21 protein-coding genes and 4 tRNA genes are annotated in these 17,789 nt (G+C 71.2%); 16 read left to right on the plus strand and 9 right to left on the minus strand.

Annotated features, from left to right (window positions below):
• Positions 1 to 8: 8 nt before the first annotated feature.
• Positions 9 to 1,286 carry an amino acid permease gene (locus ACFYNU_RS17780; RefSeq protein ID WP_356586720.1) on the minus strand — a complete coding sequence of 426 codons (1,278 nt, stop codon included), beginning with the start codon at positions 1,284 to 1,286 and terminating at the stop codon, positions 9 to 11.
• 86 nt (positions 1,287 to 1,372) lie between these two features.
• Between ACFYNU_RS17780 and ACFYNU_RS17785 the strand changes: the two genes are divergently transcribed.
• Positions 1,373 to 1,642, plus strand: a complete 270-nt coding sequence (locus tag ACFYNU_RS17785) for a GlsB/YeaQ/YmgE family stress response membrane protein (protein WP_356586722.1) — start codon at positions 1,373 to 1,375, stop codon at positions 1,640 to 1,642.
• Between the two features lie 6 nt (positions 1,643 to 1,648).
• On the opposite strand, the gene ACFYNU_RS17790 is transcribed toward ACFYNU_RS17785, so the two are convergent.
• Positions 1,649 to 2,371 carry an alpha-ketoglutarate-dependent dioxygenase AlkB gene (locus ACFYNU_RS17790; protein ID WP_356586724.1) on the minus strand — a complete coding sequence of 241 codons (723 nt, stop codon included), beginning with the start codon at positions 2,369 to 2,371 and terminating at the stop codon, positions 1,649 to 1,651.
• A 114-nt stretch (positions 2,372 to 2,485) separates the two neighbouring features.
• On the minus strand, positions 2,486 to 2,974 hold the full coding sequence (locus ACFYNU_RS17795; RefSeq protein WP_023539388.1) for a YajQ family cyclic di-GMP-binding protein: 489 nt from the start codon (positions 2,972 to 2,974) through the stop codon (positions 2,486 to 2,488).
• Positions 2,975 to 3,199: 225 nt separating this feature from the next.
• Here ACFYNU_RS17795 and ACFYNU_RS17800 point away from each other — a divergent pair.
• Positions 3,200 to 3,281 (plus strand) — tRNA-Tyr (locus ACFYNU_RS17800).
• 97 nt (positions 3,282 to 3,378) lie between these two features.
• Here the strand turns inward: ACFYNU_RS17800 and ACFYNU_RS17805 are convergent.
• Both ACFYNU_RS17805 and ACFYNU_RS17810 read right to left on the minus strand, forming a co-directional pair.
• Entirely contained in the window at positions 3,379 to 4,038 is a 660-nt protein-coding gene (locus ACFYNU_RS17805; RefSeq protein WP_356586727.1) for an SDR family oxidoreductase, read from the minus strand.
• 116 nt (positions 4,039 to 4,154) lie between these two features.
• Complete coding sequence (locus ACFYNU_RS17810; protein WP_356586729.1) at positions 4,155 to 5,408, minus strand: amidohydrolase family protein; 1,254 nt, start codon at positions 5,406 to 5,408, stop codon at positions 4,155 to 4,157.
• A 305-nt stretch (positions 5,409 to 5,713) separates the two neighbouring features.
• Here ACFYNU_RS17810 and ACFYNU_RS17815 point away from each other — a divergent pair.
• The 6 genes from ACFYNU_RS17815 to ACFYNU_RS17840 all read left to right on the plus strand — a co-directional run bounded on the left by ACFYNU_RS17815 (position 5,714) and on the right by ACFYNU_RS17840 (position 8,304).
• Positions 5,714 to 5,786: transfer RNA gene (locus ACFYNU_RS17815), tRNA-Thr, on the plus strand.
• A 47-nt stretch (positions 5,787 to 5,833) separates the two neighbouring features.
• Positions 5,834 to 5,906 (plus strand) — tRNA-Met (locus tag ACFYNU_RS17820).
• An 84-nt stretch (positions 5,907 to 5,990) separates the two neighbouring features.
• Positions 5,991 to 6,155 carry a 50S ribosomal protein L33 gene (gene rpmG / locus ACFYNU_RS17825; RefSeq protein ID WP_003956487.1) on the plus strand — a complete coding sequence of 55 codons (165 nt, stop codon included), beginning with the start codon at positions 5,991 to 5,993 and terminating at the stop codon, positions 6,153 to 6,155.
• 119 nt (positions 6,156 to 6,274) lie between these two features.
• Positions 6,275 to 6,727 carry a MaoC family dehydratase N-terminal domain-containing protein gene (locus ACFYNU_RS17830; RefSeq protein ID WP_023539384.1) on the plus strand — a complete coding sequence of 151 codons (453 nt, stop codon included), beginning with the start codon at positions 6,275 to 6,277 and terminating at the stop codon, positions 6,725 to 6,727.
• Positions 6,727 to 7,161, plus strand: a complete 435-nt coding sequence (locus ACFYNU_RS17835; RefSeq protein ID WP_388766627.1) for a MaoC family dehydratase — start codon at positions 6,727 to 6,729, stop codon at positions 7,159 to 7,161. Before ACFYNU_RS17830 ends, ACFYNU_RS17835 begins: the two co-directional genes overlap by 1 nt.
• 87 nt (positions 7,162 to 7,248) lie before the next feature.
• Positions 7,249 to 8,304: a UDP-N-acetylmuramate dehydrogenase gene (locus tag ACFYNU_RS17840; RefSeq protein WP_356586731.1), complete on the plus strand. Its 1,056-nt coding sequence runs from the start codon at positions 7,249 to 7,251 to the stop codon at positions 8,302 to 8,304.
• Here ACFYNU_RS17840 and ACFYNU_RS17845 read toward each other — a convergent pair.
• Positions 8,270 to 9,262 carry an AraC family transcriptional regulator gene (locus ACFYNU_RS17845; RefSeq protein WP_356586733.1) on the minus strand — a complete coding sequence of 331 codons (993 nt, stop codon included), beginning with the start codon at positions 9,260 to 9,262 and terminating at the stop codon, positions 8,270 to 8,272. The genes ACFYNU_RS17840 and ACFYNU_RS17845 overlap by 35 nt on opposite strands.
• An 82-nt stretch (positions 9,263 to 9,344) precedes the next feature.
• Here ACFYNU_RS17845 and ACFYNU_RS17850 point away from each other — a divergent pair, with 82 nt between their 5' ends.
• The gene (locus tag ACFYNU_RS17850) at positions 9,345 to 10,226 is read left to right on the plus strand and encodes an NAD(P)H-binding protein (protein WP_356586735.1); all 882 of its coding nucleotides are present in this window, start codon (positions 9,345 to 9,347) and stop codon (positions 10,224 to 10,226) included.
• Positions 10,223 to 10,660 (plus strand): pyridoxamine 5'-phosphate oxidase family protein, encoded by a 438-nt coding sequence (locus ACFYNU_RS17855; RefSeq protein ID WP_356586737.1) that lies wholly within the window; start codon positions 10,223 to 10,225, stop codon positions 10,658 to 10,660. Before ACFYNU_RS17850 ends, ACFYNU_RS17855 begins: the two co-directional genes overlap by 4 nt.
• A 77-nt stretch (positions 10,661 to 10,737) precedes the next feature.
• Here the strand turns inward: ACFYNU_RS17855 and ACFYNU_RS17860 are convergent, their stop codons facing one another.
• Positions 10,738 to 11,373 carry an NAD(P)H-binding protein gene (locus ACFYNU_RS17860; RefSeq protein WP_356586739.1) on the minus strand — a complete coding sequence of 212 codons (636 nt, stop codon included), beginning with the start codon at positions 11,371 to 11,373 and terminating at the stop codon, positions 10,738 to 10,740.
• Positions 11,374 to 11,477: 104 nt separating this feature from the next.
• Between ACFYNU_RS17860 and ACFYNU_RS17865 the strand changes: the two genes are divergently transcribed.
• On the plus strand, positions 11,478 to 12,080 hold the full coding sequence (locus ACFYNU_RS17865; protein WP_356586741.1) for a helix-turn-helix domain-containing protein: 603 nt from the start codon (positions 11,478 to 11,480) through the stop codon (positions 12,078 to 12,080).
• Between the two features lie 30 nt (positions 12,081 to 12,110).
• Here ACFYNU_RS17865 and ACFYNU_RS17870 read toward each other — a convergent pair whose 3' ends face one another.
• The gene (locus tag ACFYNU_RS17870) at positions 12,111 to 13,160 is read right to left on the minus strand and encodes an adenosine deaminase (RefSeq protein ID WP_356586743.1); all 1,050 of its coding nucleotides are present in this window, start codon (positions 13,158 to 13,160) and stop codon (positions 12,111 to 12,113) included.
• A 148-nt stretch (positions 13,161 to 13,308) separates the two neighbouring features.
• Positions 13,309 to 14,535 carry a pyridoxal phosphate-dependent aminotransferase gene (locus ACFYNU_RS17875; protein WP_356586745.1) on the minus strand — a complete coding sequence of 409 codons (1,227 nt, stop codon included), beginning with the start codon at positions 14,533 to 14,535 and terminating at the stop codon, positions 13,309 to 13,311.
• A 226-nt stretch (positions 14,536 to 14,761) separates the two neighbouring features.
• Between ACFYNU_RS17875 and ACFYNU_RS17880 the strand changes: the two genes are divergently transcribed.
• The 5 genes from ACFYNU_RS17880 to rplA all read left to right on the plus strand — a co-directional run bounded on the left by ACFYNU_RS17880 (position 14,762) and on the right by rplA (position 17,685).
• Positions 14,762 to 14,834, plus strand: a tRNA-Trp gene (locus ACFYNU_RS17880).
• Positions 14,835 to 14,943: 109 nt separating this feature from the next.
• Positions 14,944 to 15,234, plus strand: a complete 291-nt coding sequence (gene secE / locus ACFYNU_RS17885) for a preprotein translocase subunit SecE (RefSeq protein ID WP_356586747.1) — start codon at positions 14,944 to 14,946, stop codon at positions 15,232 to 15,234.
• 80 nt (positions 15,235 to 15,314) lie between these two features.
• The gene (nusG, locus tag ACFYNU_RS17890; protein ID WP_356586749.1) at positions 15,315 to 16,226 is read left to right on the plus strand and encodes a transcription termination/antitermination protein NusG; all 912 of its coding nucleotides are present in this window, start codon (positions 15,315 to 15,317) and stop codon (positions 16,224 to 16,226) included.
• Positions 16,227 to 16,430: 204 nt separating this feature from the next.
• A complete protein-coding gene (gene rplK / locus ACFYNU_RS17895; RefSeq protein ID WP_023539372.1) occupies positions 16,431 to 16,865 on the plus strand; it encodes a 50S ribosomal protein L11 in 435 nt (144 codons plus the stop codon).
• A 97-nt stretch (positions 16,866 to 16,962) separates the two neighbouring features.
• Positions 16,963 to 17,685 (plus strand): 50S ribosomal protein L1, encoded by a 723-nt coding sequence (gene rplA, locus ACFYNU_RS17900; RefSeq protein ID WP_189107671.1) that lies wholly within the window; start codon positions 16,963 to 16,965, stop codon positions 17,683 to 17,685.
• The last annotated feature ends 104 nt before the right edge of the window (positions 17,686 to 17,789 follow it).

Genomic DNA, 17,789 nt, shown 5'->3' on the forward strand with positions numbered 1-17,789 from the left:
GCGACCGCTCAGCCGCGCCGTACGGCGTACACGGCCGCTCCCAGCAGCAGTACGGCGGCGCCCGCCACCACAGACGGGACGGGCAGCGCGAAGGCCAGCACGGCACAGCCCACCAGGCCCACCGCCGCCCGCACCCGTACCCGCACCCCGGCCGAACCGAGCGTCCACGCGGACGCGTTGGCGATCGCGTAGTACGCCAGCACCCCGAACGACGAGAAGCCGATCGCCCCGCGTACGTCCACCGTCGCCGCCAGCACCGCCACCACCGCGCCCACCGCCAGCTCCGCCCGGTGCGGTACCTGGAAGCGGGGATGCACGGCGGCCAGGGCGCGCGGCAGCCGCCCGTCCCGTGCCATCGCCAGCGTCGTACGGGAGACCCCGAGGATCAGGGCCAGTAGCGCCCCGAGCGCCGCCACGGCGGCCCCGACGCGCACCACGGGCACCAGCCAGGACGCCCCGGCGGCCCGTACGGCATCGGCCAGGGGAGCCCCTGAGCGCCCCAACTCCCCGGCGCCGAGGACCGAGAGGGCCGCCACCGCCACGCACGCGTAGACGGCCAGCACGAGGCCGAGGGCCAGCGGGACGGCGCGCGGGATCGTACGGGCCGGGTCACGCACCTCCTCGCCGAGTGTGGTGATGCGGGCGTATCCGGCGAAGGCGAAGAACAGCAGCCCGGCGGCCTGCAACACCCCGTGCGCCGACACCGACCCCGACCCCGACACCGACGCGGGGCCACCCGCCGAGCCCGCCTCCGTACCCAGGCCGAGCCCGAGCCGCCCCGCGTCGGCCGCGTCCGAGCCCAGCGACACCACCACGACGGCCGCGAGGACCCCCAGCACCACCGCGACGATCACCCGGGTCAGCGTCGCCGACTTCTGTACGCCTCCGTAGTTCACGGCGGTCAGGACCACCACCGCCGCGACCGCCACCGCGTGCGCCTGCCCCGGCCACACGTACGCCCCGACGGTCAGCGCCATCGCCGCGCACGAGGCGGTCTTGCCGACCACGAAGGCCCAGCCCGCCAGCCAGCCCCAGAACGGCCCCAGGCGCTCCCGGCCGTACACGTATGTCCCGCCCGAGGCCGGGTAGTCGACCGCCAGCCGGGCCGACGACATCGCGTTGCAGTACGCCACCAGGGCGGCCACCGCCAGCCCCCACAGCAGGCCGGTCCCGGCCGCCCCGGCCGCCGGTCCGAGCGCGACGAAGACCCCGGCCCCGAGCATCGCCCCCAGCCCGACGACGACGGCGTCGAACACCCCCAGCGTGCGACGCAACTGCTGTGTCATACGCCGCACGCTACCGATCTCCGCAACCGCGGCCCCTCCAACGGACGTCTTCCCGTACAACACCGCACGAAAGGCAGGTTCACGGTATGACCCTCATCGGCTGGCTCGTCCTCGGACTCCTCGCCGGAGCCGTCGCCAAGATCCTGCTGCCCGGCCGCGACCCGGGCGGCCTGGTCGGCACGACCCTCATCGGTATCGCGGGCGCCTTCATCGGCGGCTGGATATCGTCCCGTTGGCTGGACCGCCCGATCACCAGCGACTTCTACGACGGCGCCACCTGGGCGGCGGCGATCGGCGGCTCACTGGTGCTGCTGATCATCTACCGCGTCCTCTTCGGCCACTCCCGCTCCCGCTGACGCGCCTCAGCCGCCGCCGACGCCCCCGAGGTCACCAAGGCCGTCACCACCGCGGTCACCGGGGCCGTCACCACCGCCGAGCCCGGTCTCGCGCAGCGTGATGTTCAGCCGCCCGGCGCGCATCCCGCTCGCCGGGTCGGCGGTCCCCGGACACACCTTGGGGACACCGTGGAACGCGAGCCTGGACGCCCCGCCGAAGACGAACAGATCGCCGGACCCCAACTCGACATCCGTATAAGGACGCGTCCGCGTCCGTGTGTTGCCGAAGCGGAAGACACAGCTGTCACCGATGCTCAGCGACACCACGGGCGCCCCGGACCTCTCGTCCTTGTCCTGGTGCATGCCCATCCTGGCGTCGCCGTCGTAGAAGTTGACCAGCGCCGTGTCCGGCGCGTAGCCGGCCCCGGCCCCCGCCCCGTACGCCTCGTCGAGCGCCGCGCGCCCCAACTCCCCGAGCCATCCGGGAAACGGCGCGACCCGTGCCCCGTTCACATCCCCGGCGGTCCGCGTGTAGCGGTACGGCTGCCAGTGCCACCCCAGGCACACCGTCCGCACCGACATCACACCCCCGTTGGGCAGGGTGGTGTGCCGCATGGGCACCGGCCCCGACGCCCACCCCCGGCACGCCTCCACCAACTCCCGCTGCCGCGCGGCGTCCAGCCAGCCGGGCACATGTACGGCCCCGTCGGCGACGACGGCCCGCGCCCGCGGGAACAACGCCTCATCCATGCCCGCACCCCACTCCCGTGCCCGGCCCCGTGCGTCCGCCGAGCGGAACGCGGCGAGGGCCCCGGCCGGGAACGCCCCCGGCCGACCACCCCCGTACGCCCACGGACCCGCTGGTCAGCGGTAGTTCACATACTGCAGGGCGAAGTCGAAGTCCTGGCCCTTCAACAGCGCCTGTACGGCCTGGAGATCGTCCCGGCTCTTCGAGCTGACCCGCAGCTCGTCGCCCTGCACCAGCGCCTTGACGCCCTTGGGGCCCTCATCGCGGATGATCTTGGCGACCTTCTTCGCGTTCTCCTGGGTGATGCCCTCCTCGATGGAGGCGAAGATCTTGTACTCCCTGCCGGACTGCTGCGGCTCGCCCGCGTCCAGCGCCTTCAGCGAGATGCCCCGCTTGATCAGCTTGGACTGGAAGACGTCGAGGATCGCGCTGACCCGCTCCTCGGTGTTGGCCTGCATGAGGATCTTCTCGCCGGACCAGGCGATCGAGGCTCCGACGTTCTTGAAGTCGTACCGCTGGGAGACCTCCTTCGCGGTCTGGTTGAGGGCGTTGTCGACCTCCTGCCGCTCGACCTTCGAGACGATGTCGAAACTGGAGTCGGCCATGTCCTGTGGCTCCTTGTATCGGGTACTGGAAAGAGTGCTGCGACTCTCGCGCAACTGATGCCGAAAGTACGGCCGGGCTCCCGGCCCGCTCCCGCAAAGCCTAGTCATCTCCGCCCCCTCCCGGCCTGATCAATGCGGTGGCGGAGCACCCCCACCCATCGGGTATCGTTTACGTCGTTGCCACGGAGCGGCGCACACAGCGACCGTCCTGCGGCTACATCCCATGGCGGTGTGCCCGAGTGGCCAATGGGAGCGGACTGTAAATCCGCCGGCTTAGCCTTCCCAGGTTCGAATCCTGGCGCCGCCACACGGAAATGATGGCCCCTGACCAGCAGAAATGCCGGTCAGGGGCCATCTTCGTCGGCTACCGGCCACCGACTACCGGCCACCGGGCGCGGGCTCGCTCAGACCGCCGACGCCGCGTTGCTCACCGCGTCCACGACCGGCACCGTCCCGCTGATCAGCTCCAGCGTCAGGCCCGCCGTGGCCGGTGACTCCACCAACTCCGCGAGCGTCGCGGCCACATCGTCGCGCGGCACCGGGCCGCGGCCGGTCGACGGCGCGAGATTCACCAGGCCCGTGCCCGCGTCGTTGGTGAGTATTCCGGGACGCAGCACCGTCGTGTCGAGCCCCGGCTGGGCCAGCACGTACGCGTCCGCCGCGCCCTTGGCCCGCAGGTAGTGGTCGAAGATGTCGTCGCCCTCGTGCCGGGCGTCGGCGCCCATGGAGGAGACGATCACATAGCGCCGTACCCCCGCCCGTACCGCCGCGTCGGCGAAGAGGACCGCCGCGCCCCGGTCGACGGTGTCCTTGCGTTCCGTGGTGCTGCCCGGCCCCGCCCCGGCGGCGAAGACCGCGGCGTCCGCGCCCTCCAGCGCGGCGGCGGCCTCGTCCGGCGAGGCCGTCTCCAGGTCGAGTACGACGGCCTCGGCGCCCGCCTCCCTCAGATCCGCAGCTTGTTCGGGCTTGCGGATGATGCCCGCGACCTCGTGTTCGCGCGCGGCGAGCAACCGCTCCAGCCGCAGCGCGATCTGACCGTGTCCTCCGGCAATGACAATTCGCATGCTCCCGACCGTACGTCCGCCGAGCCGTCGGCGCGCACGCACCACCTCCGTAGGAGGAGGATTTCGGCGGCGGGAGCGGTTCCACCGGCTCCGCGGGTTCCGGCGGGCGACGGCCTTCACGGCGCCGACTCCGGTCTGCCCTCCCGCCCCTGCCGTCCCTGTCGCGGCAGGTCCAGCGCCACGGCCACCGCCGAATCGCAGTACTCCCGCACGGCGTTCGTCCGCGCCACCACCCGGCCCCGGTGGATCACGATCCGGCTGTACGCCAGCGACAGCACCCCCTCCAGCCGCTCCCCGCGCACCGCGAGCAACTCGGCCGGGAAGCCCGCCTCCACCCGCACCTCCGGCAGCCGCATGGCCTCCCGCGCGGCCGTGCTCACCGTCTCGTACGCCTCCGCCGCCCGCAATCCTCCTTGGGAGGCCAGCAGATACGCCGCCTCCAGCGGATCCCCGCGGCCCACCGGGTTCGCCACGTCCCGTACGGCCCCGCTGCCCGCCGCCACCCGCACCCCGGCGGCACGCAGCAGCCGTACGGGCGCCACCCCGCGCTGCTCGACACCGCCGCAGCCGCCCTGGGGCAGCGAGACGACCGCCACACCGGCCGCCGCCAACTGGTCGGCCGCCCGGCCCGCGGCGTCCGCCGGCAGCCGGGAGAGCCCGGCACAGGGCCCGATCGAGACGCCGGGCCGCAGTCCGCCCGCCATCGCCGCGAGGCGCGCGAGCCGCGCCGGATCGCCGCCGTCCGTATGGAGGTCGACGCAGCAGCCGTGCTCGGCGGCGACCGTCAGCACCGCCTCCACGTATCCGGTCGGGTCGGGGTCGAGGTCGGGACAGCCGCCCACCACCCCGGCGCCCATCTTCACCGCGTCCCGCAGCATCGCGAGCCCGTCGGCGCCCGCGACCCCGGTCAGCAGGCGCGGCACGGCGACGACCGTCAGATCGCCGAGCCCGCGCAGCGAGCGCCGTGCCTGGAGCACCGCCTCCATAGGAGCCAACTCCTGCGCGTCACCGATCCGTACGTGGGTACGCAGCGCGGTCGCGCCGTGTCCGACCTGGAGCAACGCGGCCTCGGTCGCGCGGCGCTGGACGTCGTCGGGGTCGTACGAGACGGGCCCGTCCGACGCGACGGCGCTCAGCGCGGTGTCGCTGTGCGCGTGCGGTTCGGCGGGGGCGGGCAGGAGCAGATGCCCGTCGAGGTCCACGCACGAGCCGAGCGCGGTGAGACTGCCGGCCGTGCCGACGGCTTCGATCCGGCCGCCGCTCAGCCGTACGTCGACGACGCGGCCGTCGGTGAGCCGGGCCCCGCGCAGCAGCAGCGTGGTGGCGTTCGCGGTGGCGCCGTGTGACGGCTGCGGCTGGCTGTCGGGCATCGCGCTCCTGGTGGGGCTCCTGGGGCTGGGGTCTGGCGCTCCGGTGTGCATGATCACGCAGCGCGCGTCGAGCCTAGAGGCGCCCCGGGCGGGCTTCGAGGAGGAAGGAAATAGTCATACCGGCGTGGCTTCCCGTGGTGTAGGGAACGCCCTCCGGGCCTTTCGGCCGGGCCGTCCCCACACCGGCCCGACGGCCCTCCGGGGGCCCTCCGAGACGGAAGGGACAGGTGGGACGAGAGGCGGGCGGGAGACCGCGAAACGGATTTGGGCGATCGGCGACGGACCGTGTAATGTCTTCATCGCTCGCCCCAATAGCTCAGTCGGTAGAGCGTCTCCATGGTAAGGAGAAGGTCTACGGTTCGATTCCGTATTGGGGCTCAGATGTACGGCGCTCCTCGCCTCCGGGCGAGGAGATCCGACATCGCAGCGGTGTAGCTCAGTCGGTAGAGCAAGCGGCTCATAATCGCTGTGTCACCGGTTCAAGTCCGGTCACCGCTACACACGGTAGCCGATGGTGGGGGCGATCCTTCGATCGGCTACTCTTTTATGCGTTAACCCGTCAACCTGTCCAGGAGCACTCACGTGGCTGCCACCGACGTCCGCCCGAAGATCACGCTGGCCTGCGTGGAGTGCAAGGAGCGGAACTACATCACCAAGAAGAACCGGCGCAACAACCCGGACCGTCTTGAGATGAAGAAGCACTGCCCTCGTTGCAACTCGCACACGGCTCACCGCGAAACGCGCTGAACCAGGCTCGTACCCGAGGCCGCCCCCTTTAACGGGGGGCGGCCTCGTGTCGTTTACGGTGCCCGATCCATAGTTGTGCACCATTCATCAGGGCAGTCTCATCAGGAGGGAACGAGTCCATGGCGCTCGACCAGTCCTTCGTCGGGCGGACCTATCCGCCCACCGAGCCGTACGAGGTCGGCCGGGAGAAGATCCGAGAGTTCGCCGAGGCGGTGGGCGACGCCAATCCCGCGTACGCCGATCCGGACGCGGCGAAGGCGCTCGGCCACCTCGATGTGATCGCCCCGCCGACCTTCGTCTTCGCGATCACCTTCAAGGCGGCACGTGAGGTCATCGCCGATCCGCAGCTCGGTCTCGACTACAGCCGGGTCGTGCACGGCGACCAGAAGTTCGCGTACACCCGTCCCGTGCGGGCCGGTGACCGGCTGACCGTCACCTCGACCATCGAGGGCATCAAGTCGATGGCGGGCAACGACATCCTCGACGTCCGCGGCGAGGTGCACGACGAGGCGGGCGCGCACGTCGTGACCGCGTGGACCAAGCTGGTGGCGCGCGGCGCCGAGGAGGAGTGATGACGGTGGCCACGCGGATCGCCTACGCGGACGTCGAGATCGGTACGGAGCTGCCGGCCGCGAGCTTCCCGGTGACGCGCGACACCCTCGTGCGGTACGCGGGCGCGTCGGGGGACTTCAACCCGATCCACTGGAACGAGAAGTTCGCCCTGGAGGTCGGGCTGCCCGACGTCATCGCGCACGGCATGTTCACCATGGCCGAGGCGGTCCGGGTGGTGACCGACTGGGTGGGGGACCCGGGGGCCGTCGTCGAGTACGGCGTCCGCTTCACCAGGCCCGTCGTGGTGCCCAACGACAGTACGGGCGCGGTCATCGAGGTGACCGCCAAGGTCGCCGCCAAGCTCGAAGGCAACCGCGTACGGGTGGACCTGACGGCGACCAGCGAGGGCAAGAAGGTGCTGGGGATGTCCCGCGCCGTCGTCCAGCTGGTCTGAGTCCGGCTCCTGAGCGCCGGGGGCCCCGGCGCCGCGCGTTCGGATCCGGAGACGGACCGTCTCCGGATCCGAACGTACTCTGGTGCCGTGCAGGAACTCCACGACGCCCCCCTCGCCCCCCTGACCACCTTCCGCCTCGGCGGCCCCGTACCCCGGCTGCTCACCGCGACCACCGACGCCGAGGTCGTCGCGGCCGTGCGTGAGGCGGACGACGCGGGCACCCCGCTCCTGATCATCGGCGGCGGCAGCAACCTGGTCATCGGCGACAAGGGCTTCGACGGCACCGCCCTGCGGATCGCGACGCGCGGCTTCGACCTCACGGGTACGACGCTGGAGTTGGCCGCCGGCGAGATCTGGACCGACGCCGTCGCCCGTACCGTCGAGGCGGGCCTGGCGGGCATCGAGTGCCTGGCCGGCATCCCCGGCTCGGCCGGCGCCACGCCGATCCAGAACGTCGGCGCGTACGGCCAGGAGGTCTCCAGCACCATCACCGAGGTCGTCGTCTACGACCGGGCCACCGGCGAGACACGCACCCTCACCAACGCCGACTGCCGCTTCTCGTACCGCCACAGCCGCTTCAAGGAGCACCCCGAGCGCCATGTCGTCCTGCGCGTCCGGTTCGCGCTGGAGGACGCGGGCGGGCTCTCGGCCCCGGTCAAGTACGCGGAGACGGCCCGCGCGCTCGGCGTCGAACCCGGCGACCGGGTCCCGGCGGCCACCGCCCGCCGCGCCGTGCTCGACCTGCGCGCCGGCAAGGGCATGGTCCTCGACCCGGCGGACCACGACACCTGGTCGGCCGGCTCCTTCTTCACCAACCCGATCCTCGACGACGCGCAGTACGCGGCCTTCCTCGCCCGCGCGGCGGAGCGGCTGGGACCGGACGTGGCGCCGCCCGCGTACCCGGCGGGGGAGGGCCGTACGAAGACGTCGGCCGCGTGGCTGATCGACCGCGCGGGCTTCACCAAGGGGTACGGCACCGGCCCGGCCCGCATCTCCACGAAGCACACGCTCGCCCTGACCAACCGGGGCCACGCCACCACCGAGGACCTGCTGGCGCTCGCCAGGGAGGTCGTCGCCGGGGTGCGCGAGGCGTTCGGGGTCACACTGGTCAACGAGCCGGTGACGGTCGGCGTGAGCCTCTGAACTCGCTCGGGTTGGCGCCTCGGACCCGTTTGAACGCCGCGCTGAACCCGAACGGGTCGGAGTAGCCCACGGTGCGGGCGACGTCCGCGACGGTCGCGTCCTCCTGATCGGTCAGCAGGTCCGCCGCGAGCGTCATCCGCCAGCGGGTCAGATACGTCAGCGGCGGTTCGCCGACCAGCTCCGCGAACCGCTTGGCCAGCGTCGAACGCGACACCCCCGTGCGCTCGGCCAGCACCGCGACCGTCCACGGCGCGGCCGGTTCGGCGTGCAGCAGCCGCAGCGCGTCGCCGACCACCGGGTCCCGCTGGGCGGCCCACCAGGCCGGGCGTTCGCCGCCCGGCCGGTCGAACCACTCGCGCAGCGTGCAGACCAGCATCCAGTCCAGCAGCCGATCGAGCACGACCTGCTGTCCCGGCGTATCGACGGCGACCTCGGCGGCGAGGTGGTCCAGCACGGAGTCGCCCGCGCCACCGTCGCACGCGCGCAGCACGACCGGCAGCGCGTCCAGCAGCCGGCGGCTGATCTCGCCGTGCACCGGATAGGCGCCGACGATCAGGGTCGTCGCCCTCGGGCCGTCCCGCCGCCCTTCCCGCCGGTCGCCGCCGCTGCGGTCGTGCTCCGCGTCCTCGCCGGGGTCGTGCCAGCCGAGCCGGTGCCGTGTCCCGCCCTGCTCGGGCGTCGCGCAGTCCACGCCGCAGGCGATCGGCTCGGCCGTGGTGCCGACCTCGTCCACGAAGGTGAACGTGCCGGGTCCGCGTACGACGATCGTCTCGCGGGCGCGCAGGAACTCCGGCGGCCGGCCCTCCGGCACGAGCCAGCCCGCCCCGTCGACGACGGTGCACAGGGTCAGCGGCGCGCCGTCCACGAAGTGCAGCGCCCAGGGCGGGGACAGGGTCGAACTGCCGAACAACGAGCCGTGGGCCCGTACCCCTCGGATCAGATCACTGAAGACATCCACACCATTGAGGTTAGACGAATGGACATGCGAACCGGCTTCTCACCCATGGAATCGTCCGACGGATCCCTGTTCAATCGACGTCATGAGCAGCGAAAGCACGGAAAACACCGAGAACACTCTTGTCCTGGGCGCGACCGGCAAGACCGGCCGACGCGTCCTCGCCCGGCTGCGCCTGCGCGGCACGCCGGTACGCGCCGCCTCCCGGTCGAGCGCGACCCGCTTCGACTGGTCCGACCCCGACGGCTGGGACGCGGCCCTGCGCGACATCGCCGTCGCGTATGTCGTGGCACCGGGTGTGCCGGGCCCGGTGCACGAGTTCGTGGCGCGGGCCGAGGCCGCCGGCGTACGGCGCCTGGTCCTGCTCTCCGGGCGCGGCGCCGACACCTGGGGCGACTCCACGTTCGGTCTGGACATGCGCTCGGCCGAGGACGCCGTACGCGGCTCGGCGCTGGAGTGGACCGTCCTGCGGCCGACGAACTTCGCCCAGAACTTCGACGAGGACGTCTTCCACGCCTCACTGGTGGCCGGGGAGCTGGCGCTGCCGGCCGACACCGTTCCCGATCCGTTCATCGACATCGAGGACGTCGCCGACGTCGCGGCCACGGTGCTGACCCAGCCCGGTCGGCACTCGGGGCGGATCTACGAGCTGACCGGACCGCGTGCCCTCACCTACCGCGAGGCCGTCGAGCTGATCTCCCGGGCGTCCGGCCGGCCCCTCACCTACCGGCGGATCCCGCCCGCCGAGTACGTCGCGACGCTGGTCGCCGAGGGCGTGGGCAAGGACGACGCCGAGCACGTCGCCGAGATGTTCACGCTGATGGAGCGCGGGCTGTTCGCCGACACGACGGACGACCTCGCCTCCCTGCTGGGACGGGCGCCGCGCACCTTCGAGGATTACGTCGTACGGGCCGCGTCGGCGGGAGCCTGGCACCGGCCCGCTCGCCCTACGGAAGGACTGTCATGAGCACCGGATCCACCGACGCCACTTCGCTGACCGCCGAGGACCTCGCATTCCTCCGGCGCCCCCTGCACGGCTTCCTGACCGTGGCCGGGGGACCGGTCCCGCCACAGCCCCGGCCGGTCTGGTTCGAAGCCACCGACGAGGGCACGATCCAGCTGTTCACCGGCCCGGGGACGGTCAAGGTACGGCGCCTGCGCGACGACCCCCGGGCCTCGCTCGTCGTCGCCGCCCCGGTGGGCGAACGCGAGCGCTGGGTGTCGGTCGCGGGCCGCACGACGCTGGAGCCGGACGGAGCCCATGACCTCAGCGCCCGGCTGGCCGCCCGCTACTGGGACCTCGACGATCCGGCCCGCGCCGACGAACTCGCCGCGATCATGGCGACGGAACAGCTGCGTCTCGTGATCCACCCGGAGGACGTACGCCGCTACACCAACTGACCTCCTACGGAGGCGCCTTCGGGTACGCGGCCGAGCAGCCGGCCGCGTACCTGGCCGGTACGCGGCTAGTACACGCCCTAGTACGCGACCCCCACCGGCTGCTTCACCGTCGCCGGGTCGTCGAGCATCGCCAGCATCGCGTGGGCCAGGTCCGGGCGGCCGATCTTGTTGCCGCCGCGCGGGTTCGCACCCACCACCGTCCGGTAGACGCCCGTCACCGGCCTGTCCACGAGCTGCGGGGGTCGCGCCGAGGTCCAGTCCGTACCGCTGCGGGCCAACTCCTCCTCCATGTGGGCCAGGTCGGTGTAGACGGGCTTGAGCACGATCTTGACCATGCCCATGGCCAGCCGCCCCAGCAGCGGTTCGCCCGGCGGCACCTCACCGACCGGAGCCGCGCTCACCACGACCAGCCGGCGCACCCCCTCCGCGTCCATCGCCCGCAGGATCGAGCGGGTCACCGGGGCAGCCAGCCCCGCGTCCTTGCGCCCGCGCGGGCCGACGCCCGACAGCACCGCGTCGCGCCCCGCGACGGCGGGCCGCAGCGACTCGGGGTCGTCGAACGCGGTCGCGGTGAACACCTCAAGGCGGTCCCCGGTGACATCCAGCCGCGCCGGGTCCCGTACCACCGCCGTGACCCGATGGCCCGCCGCCAGGCCCTGCCGCACGATCTCCCGGCCGACGCCGCCTGTCGCCCCGAACACGGTGAGCTTCATCGTCCTCGCCTCTTCCACTTCTGGTGGGTGAGTATTCACTCACCTCTATAGTGAGTACTCACCCACCTCGCGTCAAGCCGCGTCACGGCGATCGGAGAGCACCTATGAAGCCCGCGCGGGCCCGCATTCTCGACGCAGCCGCCCAGCTGATGGGCACCATCGGACTGGCACGCGCCACCACCAAGGAGATCGCCCGCGCCGCCGGCTGCTCGGAGGCCGCCCTCTACAAGTACTTCTCCGGCAAGGAAGAACTCTTCCTGCGCGTGCTGGAGGAACGGCTGCCCCGCCTCGGCCCGCTGCTCTCCGAACTCGCGGAGGGGCCCTTCGACGCGAGCGCCGACCGCAGCGTCGAGGACAACCTCACCGAGGTCGTCCGCCAGGCGGCCCTCTTCTACGAGGCGACCTTCCCGATCGGCGCCTCACTCTTCGCCGAGCCCGCACTGCTGCGCCGGCACGCCGAAGGCGTCCGCGCCCTGGGCGCGGGCCCGCACCGGCCGCTGCGCGCGCTCGCCGACTATCTGCGCGCCGAACGCGCGGCCGGCCGCGTACGAGCCGGTACCGACGCCGACGCGGTGGCGGCGCTGCTCCTCGGCGCCTGCCTCCAGCGGGCCTTCCTGAAGGCGTTCCCGGACGGTGAACAGGTCACCCCGCTCGACGAGTTCGCCCCGGCGCTGGTGCGGACGGTCCTGTCCGGCCTCAACCCCTGACAGCGCCCCCGCGCCCGGTCCCGCGCCCCGTCAGTCCGCCAGCCATCCGTCGATCCCGGCCAGCATCTTGTCCCGCGCCCCGGCCGGCGCCGCCGACCCCCGCACCGACTGCCGCGCCAGCTCGGCGAGTTCGACATCCGTGAACCCGTGGTGCTTGCGCACGAGTTCGTACTGGGCGGCCAGCCGCGAACCGAAGAGCAGCGGATCGTCGGCCCCCAGCGCCATCGGCACCCCCGCGTCGAACAGAGTCCGCAGGGGTACGTCGGCGGGCTTCTCGTAGACGCCCAGCGCCACGTTCGACGCCGGGCACACCTCGCACGTCACCCCGCGCTCGGCCAGTTTCCGCAGCAGCCGCGGATCCTCGGCCGCCCGTACGCCGTGCCCGACCCGGGTCGCCCGCAGATCGTCCAGGCAGTCCCGTACGGACGAGGGCCCGCTCAGCTCACCGCCGTGCGGCGCCGCGAGCAGCCCGCCCTCCCGCGCGATCGCGAAGGCCCGGTCGAAGTCCCGTGCCATGCCCCGGCGTTCGTCGTTCGACAGTCCGAACCCCACCACGCCCCGGTCCGCGTACCGCACGGCGAGCCGCGCCAGCGTGCGGGCGTCCAGCGGATGCTTCATCCGGTTCGCCGCGACCACGACGCGCATCCCGAGCCCGGTGTCCCTGGACGCCGAGTCCACGGCGTCCAGGATGATCTCCAGCGCCGGGATCAGCCCGCCGAGCAGCGGGGCGTACGAGGTGGGGTCGACCTGTATCTCCAGCCACTCGGACCCGTCCCGGACGTCCTCCTCGGCGGCCTCGCGCACCAGCCGCTGGATGTCCTCGGGGGCGCGCAGACACGACCGGGCCATGTCGTAGAGCCGCTGGAAGCGGAACCAGCCCCGCTCGTCGGTCGCCCGCAGCTGGGGCGGCTCACCGCCGGTGAGCGCGTCGGGGAGATGGACGCCGTACTTGTCGGCCAGCTCCAGCAGGGTCGTGGGCCGCATCGAGCCGGTGAAGTGCAGATGCAGATGGGCCTTGGGCAACAGACGGATGTCGCGGGTGGCGCGGTCGTCATGCGGGGGGCCGGAAACGTTCTCCATCCAGGGATCTTGCCGTACGCGGACGGACTCCGGGAATCCCTTTCCACTTTCGGGTCGTTGCCCGAACGAAAGAACGGGTCCCCGGACGCACCGGGGACCCGAACTGACAACCACCGACCAGTTTCGTAGGTGGTCCTTGGCACAACGCTCAGTCGCTGGCCTCCGCCAGCAGCTTCTGGAGCCGCGCCACACCCTCCACCAGGTCCTCGTCGCCCAGCGCGTACGACAGCCGCAGATACCCCGGCGTGCCGAACGCCTCACCCGGTACGACCGCGACCTCGGCCTCTTCGAGGATCAGGGTGGCCAGGTCGACCGAGGACTCCGGGCGCTTGCCGCGGATCTCCTTGCCGAGCAGCGCCTTCACCGACGGGTACACATAGAAGGCACCCTCGGGCTCCGGGCAGACCACGCCGTCGATCTCGTTGAGCATCCGGACGATGGTGCCCCGGCGCCGGTCGAAGGCGGTCCGCATCTCGTCCACCGCGGCCAGGTCGCCGGTGAGGGCGGCGAGCGCGGCGGCCTGCGACACGTTGGCCACGTTCGACGTCGCGTGCGACTGGAGGTTCGTCGCGGCCTTCACCACGTCCTTGGGGCCGACGACCCAGCCCACCCGCCAGCCGGTCATCGCGTACGTCTTGGCGACACCGTTGACCACGACGCACTTGTCGCGCAGCTCCGGCACGACCGCGGGGAGCGAGGTGAACTCGGCGTCCCCGTACACCAGGTGCTCGTAGATCTCGTCCGTCAGTACCCACAGCCCGTGCTCGACGGCCCAGCGGCCCACGGCCTCCGTGTCCGCGCGGCTGTAGACGGCGCCCGTCGGGTTGGAGGGCGAGACGAAGAGCACGACCTTCGTACGCTCCGTGCGCGCCGCCTCCAACTGCTCGACGGAGACCCGGTAGCCGGTGGTCTCGTCGGCCACGACCTCCACCGGGACACCGCCGGCCAGCCGGATCGACTCCGGGTACGTCGTCCAGTACGGCGCCGGGACGATGACCTCGTCGCCCGGGTCGAGGATCGCGGCGAACGCCTCGTAGATCGCCTGCTTGCCGCCGTTGGTCACCAGGACCTGGGCGGGGTCGATCTCGTAACCGGAGTCACGCAGCGTCTTCGCGACGATGGCGGCCTTCAGCTCGGGAAGCCCGCCGGCCGGCGTGTAGCGGTGGTACTTCGGGTTGTGGCAGGCGTCACTCGCGGCCTCGACGATGTAGCCGGGCGTCGGGAAGTCGGGCTCACCCGCGCCGAAGCCGATCACCGGCCGGCCCGCGGCCTTGAGGGCCTTGGCCTTGGCATCGACTGCGAGGGTGGCTGACTCGGAGATTGCGCCGACTCGGGCGGAGACCCGGCGCTCGGTCGGAGGAATTGCAGCGCTCATGCGGGCCATGGTCCCAGACCCCCCGAGAGCCGGGCACCGGGGTTTCGCCGACTGGACAGCCCACGGTCGGAGAGTGGACGGGTTCGGACAAGAGCCGGTCCCGTGTTACCTGTTCGACGCATGGCCCCCGAGCACGTACACTCACTGGTCGTTGGCCCTCACCCGCCACCGCCGATCCGCACACACCGTGCTCCCGGTCGGATGCGGTAGGTTGGGGAAAACGCAAAGGGTCGTAGCTCAATTGGTAGAGCACTGGTCTCCAAAACCAGCGGTTGGGGGTTCAAGTCCCTCCGGCCCTGCTACACACATCCTTCGCCAGGATGTGTGCGCATGTACGTACTTAAAAAGCACTGCCGTGCGGCTCCACCGGGCGCGGCACGGCCACGACCCGGAATCAGGTGAGAGAGCGTGACGGACGCCGTGGGCTCCATCGACAAGCCTGATGCTGACGATGACGAGACCCCCGAGTCGAACAAGAAGAACCGCAAGGGCGGCAAGCGCGGGAAGAAGGGCCCACTGGGCCGTCTCGCGCTCTTCTACCGTCAGATCGTCGCGGAGCTGCGCAAGGTCGTCTGGCCGACTCGCAACCAGCTGACGACCTACACGACTGTTGTGATCGTCTTCGTCGTCGTCATGATCGGTCTGGTGACCGTGATGGACTACGGCTTCCAGAGAGTAGTCAAGTACGTCTTCGGCTAAAGCCGCGGAGGCGGAGGGCGCCCACAGGCGTCCCTTTCCGCATGTTCCACCCATCGTGAAGCCAGGAAGAAGCAGCCAACGTGTCTGACCCGAACCTGAACGACGCCAACGAGTCGGTCGAGTCCCGCGAGGACGAGACCGACATCGTCGAGGCGGCGGACGCTGTCGAGCCAGACCAGGCCGAAGCCGCTGACGCCGAGGCCGGCGACCCGGCGGAGGAGTCGGCGCTGCACGTCGAGGACGTCGAGGACACGGACGACGACGCGGAGTCCACTCCCGCCGAAGCCGAAGCCGAAGCCGAAGCCGAAGCCGAAGCCGCTGACGCCGAGGCCGAGGGCGACGACGGCGAGCCGGTCGAGGAGCCCGCCGCCGCGGCCGACCCCGTCGCCGCGCTCCGCGAGGAGCTGCGCGGGCTGCCCGGCGAGTGGTACGTCATCCACACGTACGCGGGCTACGAGAAGCGCGTGAAGGCCAACCTGGAACAGCGCGCCGTCTCGCTCAACGTCGAGGACTTCATCTACTCGGCCGAGGTGCCCGAGGAAGAGATCGTCCAGATCAAGAACGGCGAGCGCAAGAACGTCCGCCAGAACAAGCTCCCGGGCTACGTCCTGGTGCGGATGGACCTGACGAACGAGTCGTGGGGTGTCGTACGGAACACCCCGGGCGTCACCGGCTTCGTCGGCAACGCCTACGACCCGTACCCGCTGACGCTGGACGAGATCGTCAAGATGCTCGCCCCCGAGGCCGAGGAGAAGGCCGCGCGCGAGGCGGCCGAGGCCGAGGGCAAGCCGGTCCCGTCCCGCAAGGTCGAGGTCCAGGTGCTGGACTTCGAGGTCGGCGACTCGGTCACCGTCACCGACGGCCCGTTCGCGACGCTCCAGGCGACGATCAACGAGATCAACGCCGACTCGAAGAAGGTCAAGGGCCTCGTCGAGATCTTCGGCCGCGAGACCCCGGTCGAGCTGAGCTTCGACCAGATCCAGAAGAACTGACGCGCGCTCACGCGCGCTCGTCGAGCCACTTCCGACCAGGTCAGACAGGCTCTCGCAGGGGGTAGCCCCCCACTCGCGGGAGAGGGTCTGACCTGCTCGGTTTTTGGCCGTGCAGCTGTACCCGTTATCGTTGCGCGGTATGCCCGCATCCGGATGACCGGATGACCGGGCCGGAACACTCTCACTAGGACCCGGAGAGAGCACATGCCTCCCAAGAAGAAGAAGGTCACGGGGCTCATCAAGCTCCAGATCTCGGCCGGCGCGGCCAACCCGGCTCCGCCGGTCGGCCCCGCGCTGGGCCAGCACGGCGTCAACATCATGGAGTTCTGCAAGGCCTACAACGCCGCGACCGAGTCGCAGCGTGGCATGGTCGTGCCGGTGGAGATCACGGTCTACGAGGACCGCTCCTTCACCTTCATCACCAAGACTCCGCCGGCCGCGAAGCTGATCCTCAAGGCCGCGGGTGTGGACAAGGGATCGGGCGAGCCGCACGTCAAGAAGGTCGCCAAGCTCACCCGCGACCAGGTCCGTGACATCGCCACCACCAAGATGCCCGACCTGAACGCCAACGACCTGGACGCCGCCGAGAAGATCATCGCCGGCACCGCCCGTTCCATGGGCATCACGGTCGAGGGCTGAGTCCCGCCCGGCGGGCCCCTACGGGCACGCCAAGTGGAAGGGCCATGCGCGGCCCGCACCACGAACTCCACACCTGAATGAACCACCAGGAGAAGAAGTGAAGCGCAGCAAGGCACTCCGCAGCGCGGACGCGAAGATCGACGCGGAGCGTACGTACCCTCCGCTCGAGGCCGTCCGTATCGCCAAGGACACCAACACCACCAAGTTCGACGGCACCGTCGAGGTCGCCATGCGTCTGGGCGTCGACCCGCGCAAGGCGGACCAGATGGTCCGTGGCACCGTGAACCTTCCGCACGGCACCGGCAAGACCGCCCGGGTCCTGGTCTTCGCGACCGGTGACCGTGCCGAGGCAGCGCGCGCCGCGGGCGCCGACATCGTCGGCTCCGACGAGCTGATCGAAGAGGTCCAGAAGGGCCGTCTCGACTTCGACGCCGTCGTCGCCACCCCGGACCTCATGGGCAAGGTCGGCCGTCTCGGCCGCGTCCTCGGCCCGCGTGGTCTGATGCCGAACCCGAAGACCGGCACCGTCACCCCCGATGTCACGAAGGCCGTGAACGACATCAAGGGCGGCAAGATCGAGTTCCGCGTCGACAAGCACTCGAACCTGCACTTCATCATCGGCAAGGTCTCCTTCGACGAGACGAAGCTGGTCGAGAACTACGCCGCGGCGCTGGAGGAGATCCTCCGTCTCAAGCCGTCCGCCGCGAAGGGCCGTTACATCAAGAAGGCGACCCTGGCGACGACGATGGGCCCCGGCATCCCGCTGGACGCCAACCGCACTCGTAACCTCCTCGTCGAGGAGGACCCGGCCTCCGTCTGATCCTGGACGGCCGTCGCGGCAGCGCGTTCAACGCGTCTCAAGAGCCGGTCCCGGCACCTCTGTTGAGGTGTCGGGGCCGGTTTTCGCGTGCGCGGACTGTCATA

The organism is Streptomyces sp. NPDC006643, assembly GCF_042870175.1.
Classification (GTDB): Bacteria; Actinomycetota; Actinomycetes; order Streptomycetales; family Streptomycetaceae; genus Streptomyces.

Excerpts from the sequence above, each read along its gene's own strand:
- ACFYNU_RS17780 (WP_356586720.1), bottom strand. The coding sequence starts at position 1,286 with ATGACACAGCAGTTGCGTCGCACGCTGGGGGTGTTCGACGCCGTCGTC.
- ACFYNU_RS17785 (WP_356586722.1), top strand. The coding sequence starts at position 1,373 with ATGACCCTCATCGGCTGGCTCGTCCTCGGACTCCTCGCCGGAGCCGTC.
- ACFYNU_RS17790 (WP_356586724.1), bottom strand. The coding sequence starts at position 2,371 with ATGGATGAGGCGTTGTTCCCGCGGGCGCGGGCCGTCGTCGCCGACGGG.
- ACFYNU_RS17795 (WP_023539388.1), bottom strand. The coding sequence starts at position 2,974 with ATGGCCGACTCCAGTTTCGACATCGTCTCGAAGGTCGAGCGGCAGGAG.
- ACFYNU_RS17805 (WP_356586727.1), bottom strand. The coding sequence starts at position 4,038 with ATGCGAATTGTCATTGCCGGAGGACACGGTCAGATCGCGCTGCGGCTG.
- ACFYNU_RS17810 (WP_356586729.1), bottom strand. The coding sequence starts at position 5,408 with ATGCCCGACAGCCAGCCGCAGCCGTCACACGGCGCCACCGCGAACGCC.
- ACFYNU_RS17830 (WP_023539384.1), top strand. The coding sequence starts at position 6,275 with ATGGCGCTCGACCAGTCCTTCGTCGGGCGGACCTATCCGCCCACCGAG.
- ACFYNU_RS17835 (WP_388766627.1), top strand. The coding sequence starts at position 6,727 with ATGACGGTGGCCACGCGGATCGCCTACGCGGACGTCGAGATCGGTACG.
- ACFYNU_RS17850 (WP_356586735.1), top strand. The coding sequence starts at position 9,345 with ATGAGCAGCGAAAGCACGGAAAACACCGAGAACACTCTTGTCCTGGGC.
- ACFYNU_RS17855 (WP_356586737.1), top strand. The coding sequence starts at position 10,223 with ATGAGCACCGGATCCACCGACGCCACTTCGCTGACCGCCGAGGACCTC.
- ACFYNU_RS17860 (WP_356586739.1), bottom strand. The coding sequence starts at position 11,373 with ATGAAGCTCACCGTGTTCGGGGCGACAGGCGGCGTCGGCCGGGAGATC.
- ACFYNU_RS17865 (WP_356586741.1), top strand. The coding sequence starts at position 11,478 with ATGAAGCCCGCGCGGGCCCGCATTCTCGACGCAGCCGCCCAGCTGATG.
- ACFYNU_RS17870 (WP_356586743.1), bottom strand. The coding sequence starts at position 13,160 with ATGGAGAACGTTTCCGGCCCCCCGCATGACGACCGCGCCACCCGCGAC.
- ACFYNU_RS17875 (WP_356586745.1), bottom strand. The coding sequence starts at position 14,535 with ATGAGCGCTGCAATTCCTCCGACCGAGCGCCGGGTCTCCGCCCGAGTC.
- rplK (WP_023539372.1), top strand. The coding sequence starts at position 16,431 with ATGCCTCCCAAGAAGAAGAAGGTCACGGGGCTCATCAAGCTCCAGATC.